At 33.0% G+C, this 15,347-nt stretch carries 18 protein-coding genes; 11 read left to right on the forward strand and 7 right to left on the reverse strand.

Annotated elements, in window-relative coordinates:
* Window positions 1–16: 16 nt before the first annotated feature.
* The 6 genes from ACUSJC_RS11330 to ACUSJC_RS11355 form a co-directional block, all read right to left on the reverse strand.
* Window positions 17–1,114 carry a ComEC/Rec2 family competence protein gene (locus tag ACUSJC_RS11330; protein ID WP_449269675.1) on the reverse strand — a complete coding sequence of 366 codons (1,098 nt, stop codon included), beginning with the start codon at window positions 1,112–1,114 and terminating at the stop codon, window positions 17–19.
* A gap of 476 nt (window positions 1,115–1,590) precedes the next feature.
* Window positions 1,591–2,223: a hypothetical protein gene (locus ACUSJC_RS11335; protein WP_449269676.1), complete on the reverse strand. Its 633-nt coding sequence runs from the start codon at window positions 2,221–2,223 to the stop codon at window positions 1,591–1,593.
* Window positions 2,216–3,196 carry a hypothetical protein gene (locus ACUSJC_RS11340; RefSeq protein WP_449269677.1) on the reverse strand — a complete coding sequence of 327 codons (981 nt, stop codon included), beginning with the start codon at window positions 3,194–3,196 and terminating at the stop codon, window positions 2,216–2,218. The genes ACUSJC_RS11335 and ACUSJC_RS11340 overlap by 8 nt, the downstream gene beginning before the upstream one ends.
* Window positions 3,197–3,676: 480 nt before the next feature.
* A complete protein-coding gene (locus ACUSJC_RS11345) occupies window positions 3,677–4,807 on the reverse strand; it encodes a hypothetical protein (protein ID WP_449269678.1) in 1,131 nt (376 codons plus the stop codon).
* 333 nt (window positions 4,808–5,140) lie between these two features.
* Entirely contained in the window at window positions 5,141–5,539 is a 399-nt protein-coding gene (locus ACUSJC_RS11350; protein ID WP_449269679.1) for a hypothetical protein, read from the reverse strand.
* A gap of 165 nt (window positions 5,540–5,704) precedes the next feature.
* Complete coding sequence (locus ACUSJC_RS11355) at window positions 5,705–6,307, reverse strand: CDP-alcohol phosphatidyltransferase family protein (protein WP_449269680.1); 603 nt, start codon at window positions 6,305–6,307, stop codon at window positions 5,705–5,707.
* A 485-nt stretch (window positions 6,308–6,792) separates the two neighbouring features.
* Here ACUSJC_RS11355 and ACUSJC_RS11360 point away from each other — a divergent pair, with 485 nt between their 5' ends.
* On the forward strand, window positions 6,793–7,155 hold the full coding sequence (locus ACUSJC_RS11360; RefSeq protein ID WP_449269681.1) for a tyrosine-type recombinase/integrase: 363 nt from the start codon (window positions 6,793–6,795) through the stop codon (window positions 7,153–7,155).
* A 2-nt stretch (window positions 7,156–7,157) separates the two neighbouring features.
* On the opposite strand, the gene ACUSJC_RS11365 is transcribed toward ACUSJC_RS11360, so the two are convergent.
* Complete coding sequence (locus ACUSJC_RS11365; protein WP_449269682.1) at window positions 7,158–8,567, reverse strand: aminotransferase-like domain-containing protein; 1,410 nt, start codon at window positions 8,565–8,567, stop codon at window positions 7,158–7,160.
* 94 nt (window positions 8,568–8,661) lie between these two features.
* Here ACUSJC_RS11365 and ACUSJC_RS11370 point away from each other — a divergent pair, with 94 nt between their 5' ends.
* The 10 genes from ACUSJC_RS11370 (at window position 8,662) to ACUSJC_RS11415 (ending at window position 15,130) form a co-directional block, all read left to right on the forward strand.
* On the forward strand, window positions 8,662–9,570 hold the full coding sequence (locus tag ACUSJC_RS11370; RefSeq protein ID WP_449269683.1) for an EamA family transporter: 909 nt from the start codon (window positions 8,662–8,664) through the stop codon (window positions 9,568–9,570).
* A 112-nt stretch (window positions 9,571–9,682) separates the two neighbouring features.
* The gene (locus tag ACUSJC_RS11375; RefSeq protein WP_449269684.1) at window positions 9,683–10,681 is read left to right on the forward strand and encodes a YfiT family bacillithiol transferase; all 999 of its coding nucleotides are present in this window, start codon (window positions 9,683–9,685) and stop codon (window positions 10,679–10,681) included.
* Window positions 10,672–11,400, forward strand: a complete 729-nt coding sequence (locus tag ACUSJC_RS11380) for an enoyl-CoA hydratase/isomerase family protein (RefSeq protein WP_449269685.1) — start codon at window positions 10,672–10,674, stop codon at window positions 11,398–11,400. Before ACUSJC_RS11375 ends, ACUSJC_RS11380 begins: the two co-directional genes overlap by 10 nt.
* On the forward strand, window positions 11,393–11,827 hold the full coding sequence (locus ACUSJC_RS11385) for a GNAT family N-acetyltransferase (protein WP_449269686.1): 435 nt from the start codon (window positions 11,393–11,395) through the stop codon (window positions 11,825–11,827). Before ACUSJC_RS11380 ends, ACUSJC_RS11385 begins: the two co-directional genes overlap by 8 nt.
* A 3-nt stretch (window positions 11,828–11,830) precedes the next feature.
* Window positions 11,831–12,277, forward strand: coding sequence for a PaaI family thioesterase (locus ACUSJC_RS11390; RefSeq protein ID WP_449269687.1), 447 nt, complete (start codon window positions 11,831–11,833; stop codon window positions 12,275–12,277).
* Between the two features lie 7 nt (window positions 12,278–12,284).
* Window positions 12,285–12,788 carry a DinB family protein gene (locus ACUSJC_RS11395; protein ID WP_449269688.1) on the forward strand — a complete coding sequence of 168 codons (504 nt, stop codon included), beginning with the start codon at window positions 12,285–12,287 and terminating at the stop codon, window positions 12,786–12,788.
* Window positions 12,789–12,794: 6 nt separating this feature from the next.
* Complete coding sequence (locus tag ACUSJC_RS11400; RefSeq protein ID WP_449269689.1) at window positions 12,795–13,145, forward strand: nuclear transport factor 2 family protein; 351 nt, start codon at window positions 12,795–12,797, stop codon at window positions 13,143–13,145.
* Window positions 13,145–13,684, forward strand: coding sequence for an AAA family ATPase (locus ACUSJC_RS11405; RefSeq protein WP_449269690.1), 540 nt, complete (start codon window positions 13,145–13,147; stop codon window positions 13,682–13,684). The genes ACUSJC_RS11400 and ACUSJC_RS11405 overlap by 1 nt, the downstream gene beginning before the upstream one ends.
* 4 nt (window positions 13,685–13,688) lie before the next feature.
* Window positions 13,689–14,240: a DUF1572 family protein gene (locus ACUSJC_RS11410; protein WP_449269691.1), complete on the forward strand. Its 552-nt coding sequence runs from the start codon at window positions 13,689–13,691 to the stop codon at window positions 14,238–14,240.
* Window positions 14,241–14,299: 59 nt separating this feature from the next.
* A complete protein-coding gene (locus ACUSJC_RS11415; RefSeq protein ID WP_449269692.1) occupies window positions 14,300–15,130 on the forward strand; it encodes a GNAT family N-acetyltransferase in 831 nt (276 codons plus the stop codon).
* The last annotated feature ends 217 nt before the right edge of the window (window positions 15,131–15,347 follow it).

The following is a 15,347-nucleotide window of genomic DNA, read 5'->3' on the forward strand; positions in this document are numbered from 1 at the left end:
GTTAATGGTTCGGGCTTTATTCGGATATTCTTTTGAAGTTTCCTTTTTCGTCCATACTTAAATACCAAGTATTCTTTTCTCTATTTGTAACTTCAAAAGTTTTTAATCTGCTTTTTGTTCTTATACATTTTTCAATAAATACGGAAGGTCTATTTACGGAACTTTTTCCAGACACAAATGCATGCACTGGATTAAAGATACTTAGCATTTTAGAGGATGTATTATTTTTACTTCCGTGATGAGGAACGACTAAAAAGAATAAATCTTTAAGATTTTCTTCCCAATTAGGTGTGTTGGATTCATAAGATTCAATTCCAGAGTCACCAGTAAAAAGGAATCGTTTATTTTCAAATTCTAATAATGTAACAATACTAACCATGTTTGTTGCTGTTACACCATTTTCAAGGCTGCTTTTTTCTAATTGTTCACAATAATCAGCAGGGACACCACTTTCATCATAAGATTCATATAGTAACTCTAATAAAGTCGGTAAACTTGTTGCCTTCATTCGAATATTGTTTTTTAAATCTTCTAGTATACTTTCTTCTTTTAATTCAGGCAAGTTATTATTGTAAAACGCTGCTGAAGGACTAACAACTGAAAATTCAGGAAATTTCGAAAAAATATCACCTTGTTTAGCTCCAATAACTTTATCGTCTAAGCCATAGGATTTAATTTTTTGAATTACTCTCAATAAGTCCCTATACCCCTCAATTATTAAATTGTTATTGTAGGCTTCTATACTTTTGATATATTTTTCAGATTCAAGCAACAAAGTTGATTGTAAGCTCTGAATCTTGCCTTCGATTAACTTTATTGTTGAGTCAAGAGATGAATCTATCTTATGAATCCAAATTTGCTGAATTATTTCATGGTAGTCATCAAGTATTTTTTCAACACCTCCAATGTGGTCGTTGTCGTAATGAGTGCAAATTAGAAGATCAATTTTGTTGTCAAACATTGGTAAAACTTCTTCAATTCTTCTTTTAACTTTAGGATAGTATTTTTTATATCCACCGTCAATTAAGATTAATGATTTTCTTTCTTTGTCTGAGAGCATCAAGATGATTGCGTCACCATCTTCAACATTTATTACGTTAATTTCTACTTTCATATTTTTTAATATTTAAAATTATCGTCTTTATCGTCTGATCATTAACTAGTAAATGTCACCAAATATATATAACTTTTCTTTATAAAAAGAAGAATTATTTTTCAAATGTAAAACTTTATTGAAAGTCTTTTTTACGGTTTTCCATAAATGGAAATAATTTTTATGGTGTTGAAAATAAGAGCAATACAAAAATAAAATTCAGGATTTGATTTGGGTAAGGCGTTCCGAGATTACGTTAGAAAATATCGGTTTTGTTTCCATCCGAAAGGTGATAGGGGAGCGGTTTTGTGGGTAGGTTTTGATGTTGGTGGACAGTCCTTGGTAAAGAAAGTGGTGGAAACCACACTGAACGATACCAAATATAGAATTTAATTTCGAATTTTCGGAGACACGAACGAAATGAACTGATGAAACAAAATTTAGAAGGTTATACAGATTATGTTATTATTTATAACCGATTTTGTGCGTTTGTTTTTTTATTCATTTAATCCACTTTTAAAAAAATCCCCTAATGCACCAATACTAAAAAATATAAACCATAAAAATCTGACCATCATTGTTAAAAAAAATATTTTTCCACATTGATTAAAAAATAAATCTAAAAATATAAAAAAAGATTCTTTATTTAATTTAACGAACTGATAATCCCAAATATTGATATTGATTTTAGAATAAGAACAAGATTTATAGAAAAGGATAATTATTATTATAAAAATAGCAATAATTACAGTTTCTAAAGCTGTAAAAACAAATCTGCTTGTGAAATTTTTAAATATTTTCACTCTTAATTTTGCGCCTTCACTTTTTTGTTGTATTTCTGTTAAATTATTTACTGGATTTTGGATATATTTATCGTAAACCATTATAATTACTGGTATTATTAATGAAGAATAAATAGATGCAAAAGTTAAAATTGCATTTAAAACAGTATCATTAATATCAGAATTTACTAGTGATATTGTAATAGCAATAAGGATAATACATAAATTTGTTTTGCTAAAGAATGTAAATTCTCTATCGGTACCGTCTGATGATAAATCAGAATTTCTCCAACGATAACTTTCATTGAAAATGATTTTTAAATTATTATATGTATTTGGTTTAATCATATATTTCTAATTCTAAATCTGGTAAAAGCGTTTCTGAACAATAAGTTTTTAATGATTCCCATTCTGGTGTTCCATTTTCTTGAATAATAACATCATCAATTTTTTCTAAATAAAGTGTTGGTTTAATTTTAACTGATTCTTCATCAATTTCAAATCTTGCTGGATTTTTTAAAGTATTACTTTTAATATATCCCGTTTTTGAATTAAAATCTTCCAAAGTCATTTCGTTGTCAGGAAGTCTTAAAAGAGATTTGCCTAACATTTTACGCCATTTGTCCAAAGTTGGTAGTGGAACGCTACCATCTACTGGAGTTAAAGTTATTTTAAGATTAAATTTACCCTCTAACTTATCTTTTTTATCTTCAGAAAGTTGATTAATTCTTATGTTTTTTGTTTGATAATTAAGTTCACTAACTAGAGCAGTTGTTTTAGCCATTTCTTCAATGCTTTTTGGTATAAAAGGTGCAATTATAGCACCAAAAGTTAAACCTTCCTTTCTAAATAATTTTTTTATAAAAGGTTTGAAAATATCATCAATGTTTTCTTGACCATAAGTTTGTATAATTAAAATACCAACTTTTTTATCAAGTTGAGTTTGTAGTAAAAAATAAAAATCATCTTGAATTATTACGTCTTTATGAAATTTACGACTGTCTCTCTTTGTTCTTCTATTACCGGCAGTTTTTCCAACATCAAAGGCGCCACCTTCCATAACACCGTGAACAAAAAAATCTCTAGAGTTCATTTTAATATCTTTACTTAAACGAAAAGCTTTTCTTAATTTTTCATTTTCGTTATAATCGGAAGATTTAAAGATATCTTCAAAAAAAGTAGTATATAATTTTTTGTCTTTTGTTTTTTCGTCTAAATCGTATTTTGAAAGAAATAATTCTCTAAATGAAATAACATCTTTGTTTTTCTCGTTTGTTGGACTCAATATAACTTTATAAACTTCAAGTTTAGGATTTTTCATATTGTTATTTTTGTATTTCGTTTTTTATTTTAAATGACATACAATTTATATATACCATCAAATATATATAACTTTTCTTTATAAAAAGAAGAATTATTTTTCAAATATAAAATTTTATTGAAAGTCTTTTTTACGGTTTTCCATAAATGGAAATAATTTTTATGGTTTTGAAAATAAGAGCAATACAAAAATAAATTCAGGATTTGATATGGGTAAGGCGTTCCCAGATTACGTTAGAAAATATCGGTTTTGTTTCTATTTGAAAAGTGATAGGAGAGCGGTTTTTTGGGTAGGTTTGATGTTGGTAACGGTCCTCGGCTATAAAATTGTGGCGAAAAACCACACACCGAGCGATTTCAGATTTAGAATTTAATTTCGAATTTTAGGAGACACGAGCACAAAGTGCGACCTGGTGAAACAAAATTCGGAAAACTTGCGCAAGCGCCGCCATAATTTATAGCTAATATTGTAACATGTTTTTTATTCAACCGGAACTCGAATTTTTGTTTCATTTATATCCATTCTCGTTTTGTTTAGAGTTACAGTTATTGGTTCTTCTTTTTCCCTATCATATTCTATAATAGCAAAAGTCTTTACTTCTTTGACAGCAACTACTTTGACATCTACATCGATTCCTTGAAATTGATTGTCGTTATGTAATCCAATATAAAATGTTCCTTGAGTTCTATTAGAATTTTTACCATAAGCCGCAATTCCTTTTCCAGTGTCGAATTGTAAATAAGATTGTCCATTTACAAATTTTTCAGCATTTCCATGGTCAGGTATAAAGGTGTAGAAGACATCTTCTCCAGTTTTAGGAATAAGTAATTCAGTGATTGTTCCAACCGCTAAACTTGCAAGAGGAGTACCATAGATTGACGTTACACCTTTTGCCAAATCTCCAACAGATTTGGCATTTTCTTGATACGCTTTTTGAGCTTCTTGACCAACTCCAATCCAATATGCCCAAGCGATAACTTTTTCCTCTTTTAATTCAGTAGAGATTTGATTTGGTAAATCAACACGAAGGTAAGTATAACTCTTATTTTCGTTGTAAAATGAATGTACTCGTTGACTTTTATTAAACAATATATCCTCTATATTTTCTGTTTTTATTAATTCTTTTACCTTTTCTTTATATTTGATGGTTTTATAACCAGTTATGCTATCACTTGTATATGGTGTATAAATTGTATCTCGAATTGTTTTCCATTTCCAGTTTGTATTGAAGTTTTTGGTCGATTCATCAGCTGGAATTCTATAAATTTTTATTTTGAAAACTCTTTTCGTAAGAGAAGAACTGTAAAATTTAAATTTATAAAGCCCTTTGTTTCTTATATTAATTTGTTTTTTTGAAATTTTTTCAGCTTTAAACTCTGAAAATATTTTGTTGTTTGGCAATTCATAAACTTCAATCTCTTTTATATTGTTCCCTTTTACCATTTCAAAATCAAACTCTATAATATCACCTTCTGCAAAACTGAAAAAAAGTTCTTCTGTTTCTTCAAGATTCAAAGAAATAGTTGATTCTGTTACTAAAATTGGATTTATGCTTGCAAGTGTGTTTTGAATTGTAAAAATTAAAAGTGTAATAAGTAGTTTTTTTATCATAGTTTTTTCTTTCAAAATGTGCTACAACTAGTAAATATCGTCAAATATATATAACTTTTCTTTATAAGAAGAAGAATTATTTTTCAAATATAAAACTTAATTGAAAGTCTTTTTTACGGTTTTCCATAAATGGAAATAATTTTTATGGTATTGAAGATAAGATCAATGCCAAAAATAAAATTCAGGATTTGATTTGGGTAAAGTGTTCCGAGATTACGTTAGAAAATATCGGTTTTGTTTCTATTTGAAAGGTGATAGGGGAGCGGTTTTGTGGGTAGGTTTTGGGAAATTCTTGACTAAGCTATTTATTTTAATTGCTGTTGTATGTAGTTTTTATTCAAAATCTCTGATTTCAATTTCAAAAATTTTTTTAAGCAATAAGTTTATAGCTTTTTTTTCTGTAATTTTTGAACTTAACTTGAAAATCAACAATATTAAAATTAGAAATGCAATAGGAATCCAGATTTCCTTGCTTAAATATAATATTGAAAATATTGTTCCAAATATCAAAAAGAATCTTGAAAAATATATAAAAGCAAAATGATGTTCTATTTTTAACTCAAAGATTCCTTTATTATTTAATTTGCCGTTTATTTTTAAGCGATAAGGATAGGTGTCAGTTAATTCAAATCTGTCATCTTCAATTAGACCTTTGTAATAACCACTTTCAATAAGTTTATTAAGTATTTTTAATGTATTCTTATTTTTAGATATTGACGATTTCATTTTCAAAATTACTGGGAAGTTCCCGTCTATAAAATTGTGACGGAAACCACAAACTGAGCGATAACAAATGTAATGTAAACTTTTGGATTTTTTGGATACTGGTAAAATGAAATTAGAAAAACTTGTCCAAGCGTAGCCATAATTTATAATGGATGTTGTGTTTAGTGTTTTTTATCCATTAAATAATTTATGCCTTTTAATTTCTTTTCCTTGTCTTAACTTTATTGAATGATAAAAAGTAGGTATATCATTTGTCCATTCTTTTAAAATTAGAATAATAGCTATAATTTCGATTCTTGTAATCAAACCAAGCCAAAAACAAAAATTGAAAAGAAGTATAGATTTACATTGCAAAATAATTTGAACAAGTGTAGAGAAAAGTACCAAAGTCCATAATTTTGCACCAATAGAATGTGTAGCAATTTCTTTTTTAAATTTTATAAAACTAACAAGATAAGTTAATACTTCAATTCCACAAAGTGCAATTAGTTTTGGTAGATTAGATTTAAAAAAATCCGGACATTGAATATATGTTGCAACGACAAATGAGATAAAGAAAAATTGATCAACTGTTGAATCTAATCGCCTTAAACGCTGGGATGAAACATCATATTTTCTCGCTATTATTCCGTCAAAAATATCTGTAAGTAATCCAATACTTAATAATGAAATAGCAATGAATTTATAATTCTCAATATGCTTGATACTTAATATAATAATTGTAAATCCAATGACTAGTCTTGAATATATTAAAGTTATTGGAAGTTTTTTCATAATATTATACACAACAGTCCTTGGTAACAAATATAATGCAAACTTTTGAATTTTTCGGAGACCCGAACGAAGTGAACTGGTGAAACAAAATTCGGAAGTAAGCAAGAAGCCACAATAACAGCTAACCAATGTTGACCAATTGGATTTACTTTTCTTAGTAACTCGTAAACTGCAGTTTTAAAATCTTTTTCAGAGTTTATTAGATTAATTGCAAATGACTTTATTCCATTTAAATCTGTAAATAGAGTTGTATAATCATCACTATTTAAGTCAACCGTTCTTAAGTTATCAAATAATTGAACAATTTTTTCTAACAACTTTTTTGGAAGTTCATCGTTCTTATATTGTTATTATTAATTTTTGTTTCACTTCAAAATTGGCTACAACGTGAAGGCGGAGAAATGGAAGCATTATAACAAGAAAGAACAACGTATTACAAAGACCATTCGCAAAAGAAAAAGGAACACAGTTTTAAAATCGGAAAAGTGGCATTAGATATTTTGAAGCAATACAAAACAGGCATGTCGGAACCAAGGGATTTTGTTTTTTCGATACTGGAAGATGTAGAAAGGTTTGATGCCGATACCGATTATCAGGCGTATATCATCAATGCAAAAAATATTTTATGCGGTCAGAAGTTACGTAGATTGGGTAAGGATATGGAATTACTCTTTACATTGTCATTCTATTTGAGACGTCATATATTCGTCACCAATGCTTTGAACAAGGGAATGCGTATCAAGTACGTTTCAAAACTGTTAGACCATTCAGATATTGGCATTACGCAGATTTACGCTAAAGTAATCAGTGAAGAATTAGATAATGCGGTGGATAAATACATCACCTAAGATCATAATAACCCTTTAGCAATTGTTCCTAACTGTTGCAACTTTTCTTCAATTTGTTCCGACCATTTTTGACCATAGCTTAATCGCATACAGTTATTAAACTGGTTTTGTAACGAAAACATCCTGCCCGGAGCAATACTAATTTTTTGACGAATGGCTCTATCATACAATTCAGCAGTATCAATTCTTTTATCTAACTCTACCCAAAGCATAAATCCACCTTGCGGTTGGCTTATCTTACTTCCTTCCGGAAAATACTCGGCAACTGCTCTGGCAAATTGTAAACTATTAGCATGAAGCTCCGTTCGTAACTTTCGAAGATGATGTTCATACCTGCCTTTTTCAAGGAAATTAGCAATAGCTTCTTGCGTAATAGTTGTAGAAGAAACGGTATGAATGAGTTTCTGATGAATGATTTTATCTTTAAACTTTCCCGGAGCTAACCAGCCCACACGATAACCCGGAGCTAATGTTTTGGATACGGAGCCGCTCCAAAGAACCATACCTTCCTCATCAAATGCTTTACAAGGCTTGGGTCGGCTATTCCCGAAATATACATCGCCATACAAATCATCTTCTATGAGCGGAATACCTTGTTCCGAAAGCATTTTCACCACTTCCATTTTATGCTCATCGGGCATACAGCTTCCCAAGGGGTTGTTGAAATTAGAAACCAGAATGCACACTTTTATTTTGGATAGGACTTTTTTTAAAGCATCAGGTTCAATTCCGGTAACAGGATGCGTTGGTAATTCAATAACTTTTAATCCCAAGCTTTTTGCCAGTTGCAATATGCCGAAATAAACAGGACTTTCAACAGCAATCGTATCGCCTTTTTGTGTAAGTGCCATCAACCCGAATGAAATGGCATTCATCGCTCCGGCTGTGGTAACAATGTCGTCTTCATTCAAATTTCCATTCCAGGTATAAGTCAATCTGGCAATATCCCTGCGTAATTTTCGGTTTCCCTGAATTTCTTCGTATTCCGTACCACTTCCTTGAAGGTTACGCATAGCATTGACCAACTCTTTATTGAGCTTAGCGATAGGCAATAATTCGTTTTCGGGAACGCCAAGAGAAAACCGGGTAATATCTTTATTGCTTAAACTAGAATATACTTTTGAAATCAATGCTTCTACACCTATCGGTTCAATTCCACCGGAAGGTTTACTAACTGAAGGAACAGATAAAAAGGCAGTTTGGTAACTGACATAGTAACCGGACTGTGGTCGGGAAATAATCAGTCCTTTCGCTTCCAGTTCAAGATAAGCCTGTACAGCCGTTGTCATACTCACACCATATTCCCGGTGCAACGTACGCAATGAGGGCATCTTATCTCCAGTTTTCAGTGTGCCGTTTCTTATTTTTTCTTCTAACGCACAAGCGATTTTTTGATATAGGTTTTCTTTCATCTTTTTCAAACTGTACTCTGCAAATTTACTAAAATTGTATCTGTACTTGTATCTTTTTTATGCGTTATTTTGCTTTGTAATTCATCAGTTTACTATGGGTAATCATAAAAATTGGCTGGCATTTGCTGCTCTGGCTGTCGTTTGTTTAGTTTGGGGAACCACTTATTTTGCTATTCGCATTGGGGTAGAAACCTTTCCGCCCTTTTTGTTTGCAGCGGTAAGACAAGTCATTGCCGGAGGTATATTATTGCTGGTGCTTCAGCTCACTGGCAGCCTGAAACTAAGCAAAAGGGATTTTTTACATCAGTCCGTTCCGGGCGTTTTAATGGTAGCATTAGGAAACGGTGTTATCGGCTGGTGCGAACGTTACATTTCGAGCGGACTGGCAGCATTGATTTTGTCGCTCATTCCGGTTTTTGTGGTAGTCATCAGTTATTTGTTCGGGTTTGACAGAAGAAAACCTCATTGGCTAATCGTTACAGGCTTGGTATTAGGTTGTTTGGGAATAACGCTTATTTTCAAGGATAACCTGAAAGACATAGCCAACCCTGAATATTTTATGGGGATGCTGATAGCTTTCGGGGCTTGTTTGGCCTGGGCTTCGGGGAGCGTATATGCTAAATACAAAATCCCCAACAGCAAGAATGTATTGCAAAATGCAGCTTTACAACTTTTTTCCGGAGGTATTGTCCTCTTTGCCTTCAGTGCTTTTTTAGATGATTATACCGAATTGAAAACCGTTACATCGTCCAGTATCTGGGCATTGGTTTACCTGATTATAGTAGGTTCCATCATTGCATATTCCGCTTTTGTGTACGCCCTGAAACATTTGCCGATAGGCATTTCATCCCTGTATGCTTATATCAATCCGTTCATTGCGATTATACTCGGATTTCTCTTCCTGAATGAAAAACTAACCGGTATCACCTTATGCGCATTGGTCGCTACTTTGGGTGGAGTATATTGTGTCAATAAAGGTTATCAAAAAATGGTAAAGAAATGAGAATAAAGTGAATTCTTATAGCATATATTTGAATGGATAATTAAAAAACAGTTGCCACCGACAAGCGATTTGAAGAAATATCACTTAAAGTCAGTTTATTTAAAATAAAATTATGAATACTATACATATAGAAAAATATCGTCCCGATTGGAAATTCTATTTTGAGCAATTCAACCGGGCGTGGATTGAAAAATATTTTGTGTTGGAAGATATTGACAAATATGTCCTTTCCAATCCTGAAGAAGCTATTTTAAAAGATGGTGGAAAAATCCTGTTCGCTGTTTATGAAGGTAAAGTAATCGGAACTGTCGCTCTAAAAAAAGTGGATGACGAAACAATGGAACTAACCAAAATGGCAGTAGATGAAAATTATCAAAGCATCGGAGCCGGAAAAATGCTGTGCAAATCTGCTATTGATAAAGCAAAAGATTTGAACGTAAAAAGACTGGTGCTATACACACAATCCGCATTAAAACCAGCGTTGGGTATTTATAAAAAATTAGGCTTTACCGAAGTTCCTGTTGAACAGGGAAAATACAAACGAGCAGACATTAAAATGGAAATGATTTTAAAAGATAATCTTCTAAACAACCAATATCCGACTGGGAAATACAAAAAGCCGGAAGTAATCACCGAAGAAATGTGTATATCATTCATTGATACTATTGCTTCATTCCCGAAAAATCTAAAGTCAGCAATAATGAGTTTGAACGATAAACAATTAGACACACCCTACAGGAATGGAAGTTGGACTGTCAGACAGGTTGTTCATCATTTAGCGGACAGTAATATCAATTGTTTTGCCCGCATCAAATTTGCATTGACGGAAGATAATCCGACTATCAAACCTTTTGTTGAAGAAAAATGGGCGGAATTATCGGATGCGAAACATATATCCATTTTACCGTCATTAAGCATTTTAGAAGGCATTCACGAACGTTGGGTAATCCTTTTAAAAGGTTTAGAAAAACAGGATTGGGACAGAACTTTCTTTCATCCGGATTTGAATAAAAGTCAAACAGTTGCTGAGGCTATGGCAAAATACAGTTGGCATTGCAATCACCATTTGGCACAAATAAAAAACCTGAAAAATCAAATGTTATGGAAGTAAATAATTATAAATCAATAATAGCGGAGGTTAAAAATAATATAGGCTTCATTTATTTGAATCGACCTGATAAGTTGAATGCAATCAATGTTCAAATGCGGTTGGATATTGTCAATTGTCTATCTGTTTTGGAAGCAGATGAAAGTATAAAAGTAATTGTATTTGCGGGTGTTGGTAAAAAATCATTTTCTGTTGGGTTTGATTTAGATGAATTTAAGCAAGTAGAAAAGCACAATGATATATTAAAATCTTCTACGGAGTATCATCTGAAAGTTTGGAACTGTACCAAACCAACTATAGCGATGATTGACGGCTATTGTATGGGTGGCGGAATGGATTTGGCTACACTATGCGATATAAGACTTTGTACAAACAATTCTACTTTCGGACATCCTGAAATAAAGTTTGAGGCACCGCCATTAATTACACCGCTTAAATGGATTGTAGGTGATGGCAGAGCAAAAGATTTGATTTTAACAGGAAGAAAAATTAATGCGGAGCAAGCGTTTTCAATGGGATTCTTAACCGATGTTGTTGCATCAGAAGAAACACTAAATGCTACAATGAAAATTGCAGAAACTATATCCTCAATTCCAAATGCAACAATGCGGTTAATGAAATCATATATGGATTTGAGAAGCGATTTTGAAACAGCTTTTGCCATAGAACACGACAGAGCATTTAAAGAAATCATTTTACCTTTATTTAAGTCAAATGAGTAACGATAATTTCACAATAAAACAGGGGTTTGAAAATATGGATGTCGAAGCCATTCACCAATTTTTAAGTACAGAAAGTTATTGGGCAAAAGACATTCCGTTGGAAACGGTAAGTACCGCATTAAAAAATTCTTTTTGCATAGGGTTATTTGAAGACGAAAAACAGATTGGCTTTGCCCGATTGGTAACGGATTATGCCACTTTTGGTTACTTGGCAGATGTGTATGTTCTGAAAGAATATAGAGGGAAAGGATTATCAAAAATGATGATAAAACATCTATTAGAATTGGATTTTGTGCAAGGGCTAAGAAGGACACTATTAGCAACATTAGATGCTCATTCACTTTACCGTCAGTTTGGATTTCAATCTCCTGAAAACCCGGAGCGATTGATGGAAATAAAAAGAAATAATCTTTATAAAGATGTTTAGACTATGAATGATGAGAGAAAAGCGCAACTTATAGAAAGTTTCGGGCGTTCCAAAATAATGCAATTATTCGGTGCGGAAGTAACAGGCTTATCAGTCGGATATTTTGAAATCACGGTTCCCAAACAGGATTTTATGGCTCGTCCTGCAGGAATGTTCAATGGTAGTACCATTGCTTCATTAATAGACGTTTCTTCAGGCTATGCCGGAGCATCAGCCAAACCGGAAGACAGTTATTTTACAACGGTTGAGCTAAAAGTAAACTACCTAAATCCTGCCATTGGCGAAAAACTTGTTGCTAAAGCTCAGGTTATCAAAAACGGAAAAGTATTGACGGTAGTTCGTTCAGATGTATTTGCAGTTAGTGCCGAAGGAAAAGAAACTTTAGCCGCTACTTCATTGGTTACGCTGATGCAGTTATCAAAAAAATCACCCGACAAACAGATAGATTAAATCGGATATGGAAATCATTAATATTAAATCTTTTTTGGAATATTACGAGAAAATCAGGCAACGTACCAACCGCCTTATTGCCGTTATTCCACCGGAGTATATGGATTGGGCATACAAGCCCGGAAAGTTTACCATTGCCGATCAGATAAGACACATTGCGGCCATTGAGCGGTATATGTTTGCCGAAACCATTTTAGGAAATCCCTGTACTTACAATGGGTGTGGTAAAGAACTCGCAGACGGTTACGATAATGTAATCCATTATTTTAACGAGAAACACGAAGAAGCGTTAGCCATTTTCAAAAGTCTGAGCGATGAAGATTTGCAACGTAAATGCCTGACACCCGGTAATGCTCCAATTACAGTTTGGAAGTGGCTTCGGGCAATGACCGAACACGAAATTCACCACAGGGCACAACTTTATATTTACCTGAACCTGTTGGTCGTAAAAACACCGCCCATGTTTGGGTTGAGTTCAGAAGAAGTTATTCAAAACAGCCAATCAAAATAAACGGATATGAATACAGACTTTGCAAAAGAATGGCTTGATGCCTGGAACAGTCACGATTTAGATAAGATAATGGAACATTACAGCGAAAACATTGATTTTGTTTCGCCCATTATTGAACAAATGGGAATAAACGCAGAAGGCAAAATTTCCAACAAAAAAGATTTAAAGGAATACTTTTCAAAAGCTCTGCAAAAATATCCTAACCTGCATTTCGAGCTTTACCATGAACTCAAAGGAGCCAATTCAACCGTTTTGTTTTATCGAAGCGTAAGTAATTCCTTTTCTGCTGAATATATGGAATTGAATAATGAAGGAAAAGTAAGTAAAGTCAGGGCACATTATAAATTTGAAGAATAATGAAAAACTTATTCGTTATAACCGGTGGACCCGGAGCAGGAAAAACAACTTTGTTGAATGCTCTGTCAGCAAATGGATATAAAACCATTCCGGAAGCAGCCAGAGCCATTATTCGTGAAGAAACAGAAACAGACGGAGAGGCTTTGCCGTGGAAAAACAAACAGTTTTATACGGATAAAATGATAGCAGCTTCCATTTTAGATTACAACAGAGCAACAGCAAGCCGGCCAAATGAAATCTGTTTTTTCGACCGAGGTATTTTGGATGCCGTTTGTTATGCGGATATGATTGGCTATGTACTTTCAAAAGGAACCATGGAAAAAGTGTTGAATTGCCAATATAATAGTAAGGTATTTATCCTGCCACCCTGGAAAGAAATTTATCAAACAGACAATGAAAGAAAACAGGATTGGCAGGAGGCAGAACAGACTTATTTCCAAATGAAAAGTACTTATGAAAGGTTCGGTTATAAAGTCATAACCGTACCGATAGGTAATATCGATGAAAGAAAAGAATTTGTATTAACCCAAATAAAATAGAGAAATGGACAGCTATTTAGGAAGTATTAAAAAGCAATTCCTGTATTACAAAATGCTTGGAGAAAAAGCAATGGAACAATTACAGGAAGAACAATTATTCTGGCAGTATAGCGAGGAAAGCAACAGTATTGCCATTCTTGTCAATCATATTGCCGGAAATATGTTATCGAGGTTTACCGACTTTCTGACCGCAGACGGAGAAAAGCCCTGGCGAAACCGTGATATGGAGTTTACCAACCCGTTTCAGAATAAAGCTGAATTAATGGCGCATTGGAATAAAGGTTGGGATTGCCTGATGAATGCTTTAAACCAACTTACGGAGGCAGATTTAGAGAAACTAATTTATATCCGAAATGATGGTCATACGGTAACCGAAGCTATTAACAGGCAATTGGCTCATTATCCTTATCATATCGGACAAATGGTTTTTATAGCCAAAATGCTGAAAAATGAAGACTGGCATACTTTATCCATTGCCCGTAACAAATCGGAAGATTATAATAACCAAAAATTTTCGCAAGAGAAAAACAGACGACACTATACCGATGATTTATAAAGAACTCCATTCACCACCAAAATTATAAATGCAGTATAAAGATTTAATACTAATCCAAAATGAAAATTTTATCCAAAAGCAGTTATAAAAAGGCAGCAGAAGCGATTAAAAATGTAGCCATAAATACCTTGTTTGCAGAGGCTGTCATAGCGCAAAAAATAAATGGGAAAATCTATGTAGATAACATTGAGAAACCAAAGACGTTTTATATCATCCACCCTTATGGAATGACGCTTTTACTGGGAAATAGCACAAATAAAGAGTTTAATAATCAGTTTAAGGATTATGCGTTGAACGTGGATAGCACAAGACACGAACCCGAATGGATGCAGGCATATCCTGCTATCTGGGACAGCGTTTTGTCGGAATTATTCGGCGACAGACTAATTGCTTCTTCCGAAAATAAACAGCAAAACTTATCGGGGATAGTAGAGTTGAATACAAGGGTGAATTTCAAATTTGACCAAGATAAATTCATTGCTTCCAGAAAACCGGTTATTGACAACGACATTAAGATTGTAAGGACAGATGGCGAGGTATTCCGAAATATGCCTGGCAGCGTGGTGCCGGCATACTTTTGGGAAACCGAAGAAGATTTTTTGACCAGTGGTGTGGGCTTTAGCCTGTATTACAAAAATAAATTGGCGTCAACCGCTTATTCGTCTTGCATAAACCCTTCACAGCTTGAATTGGGCATTGAAACCGTTCCTGAATTCAGAGGTAAGGGATTTGCGCAATACGTATGTCAAGCACTCATTGATTATTGCATAGAACACCAATTTGAGCCTGTTTGGGCGTGTCGTTTAGAAAATACCGATTCTTATAAACTTGCTCAAAAATTAGGCTTTGTTTCAACTATCGAATTACCTTATTACAGATTGAACAATTAATTATGAGAGCAGTGATATAAAAAGACTTTGGAAGTATTGAAAATTTTGAACTCAGAGAATTTGGACAATCAAAGGCTAAAATCAAATTAGGAAAAACAAGAAAAAGATGGGTAATTATTGCTATAATCCAGACTATCATTTTCTTTTGAAATAGAAATTTCTTATACAAGAAGGAAGAATTAGACTAATCAAAACAAAAATTACAAGTTTGTTTTTT

It is taken from the genome of Flavobacterium sp. U410, from assembly GCF_053570605.1.

Excerpts from the sequence above, each read along its gene's own strand:
- ACUSJC_RS11415 (WP_449269692.1), top strand. The coding sequence starts at position 14,300 with ATGAAAATTTTATCCAAAAGCAGTTATAAAAAGGCAGCAGAAGCGATT.
- ACUSJC_RS11370 (WP_449269683.1), top strand. The coding sequence starts at position 8,662 with ATGGGTAATCATAAAAATTGGCTGGCATTTGCTGCTCTGGCTGTCGTT.
- ACUSJC_RS11380 (WP_449269685.1), top strand. The coding sequence starts at position 10,672 with ATGGAAGTAAATAATTATAAATCAATAATAGCGGAGGTTAAAAATAAT.
- ACUSJC_RS11390 (WP_449269687.1), top strand. The coding sequence starts at position 11,831 with ATGAATGATGAGAGAAAAGCGCAACTTATAGAAAGTTTCGGGCGTTCC.
- ACUSJC_RS11355 (WP_449269680.1), bottom strand. The coding sequence starts at position 6,307 with ATGAAAAAACTTCCAATAACTTTAATATATTCAAGACTAGTCATTGGA.
- ACUSJC_RS11330 (WP_449269675.1), bottom strand. The coding sequence starts at position 1,114 with ATGAAAGTAGAAATTAACGTAATAAATGTTGAAGATGGTGACGCAATC.
- ACUSJC_RS11400 (WP_449269689.1), top strand. The coding sequence starts at position 12,795 with ATGAATACAGACTTTGCAAAAGAATGGCTTGATGCCTGGAACAGTCAC.
- ACUSJC_RS11405 (WP_449269690.1), top strand. The coding sequence starts at position 13,145 with ATGAAAAACTTATTCGTTATAACCGGTGGACCCGGAGCAGGAAAAACA.
- ACUSJC_RS11385 (WP_449269686.1), top strand. The coding sequence starts at position 11,393 with ATGAGTAACGATAATTTCACAATAAAACAGGGGTTTGAAAATATGGAT.
- ACUSJC_RS11375 (WP_449269684.1), top strand. The coding sequence starts at position 9,683 with ATGAATACTATACATATAGAAAAATATCGTCCCGATTGGAAATTCTAT.
- ACUSJC_RS11335 (WP_449269676.1), bottom strand. The coding sequence starts at position 2,223 with ATGATTAAACCAAATACATATAATAATTTAAAAATCATTTTCAATGAA.
- ACUSJC_RS11345 (WP_449269678.1), bottom strand. The coding sequence starts at position 4,807 with ATGATAAAAAAACTACTTATTACACTTTTAATTTTTACAATTCAAAAC.
- ACUSJC_RS11365 (WP_449269682.1), bottom strand. The coding sequence starts at position 8,567 with ATGAAAGAAAACCTATATCAAAAAATCGCTTGTGCGTTAGAAGAAAAA.
- ACUSJC_RS11340 (WP_449269677.1), bottom strand. The coding sequence starts at position 3,196 with ATGAAAAATCCTAAACTTGAAGTTTATAAAGTTATATTGAGTCCAACA.
- ACUSJC_RS11395 (WP_449269688.1), top strand. The coding sequence starts at position 12,285 with ATGGAAATCATTAATATTAAATCTTTTTTGGAATATTACGAGAAAATC.
- ACUSJC_RS11410 (WP_449269691.1), top strand. The coding sequence starts at position 13,689 with ATGGACAGCTATTTAGGAAGTATTAAAAAGCAATTCCTGTATTACAAA.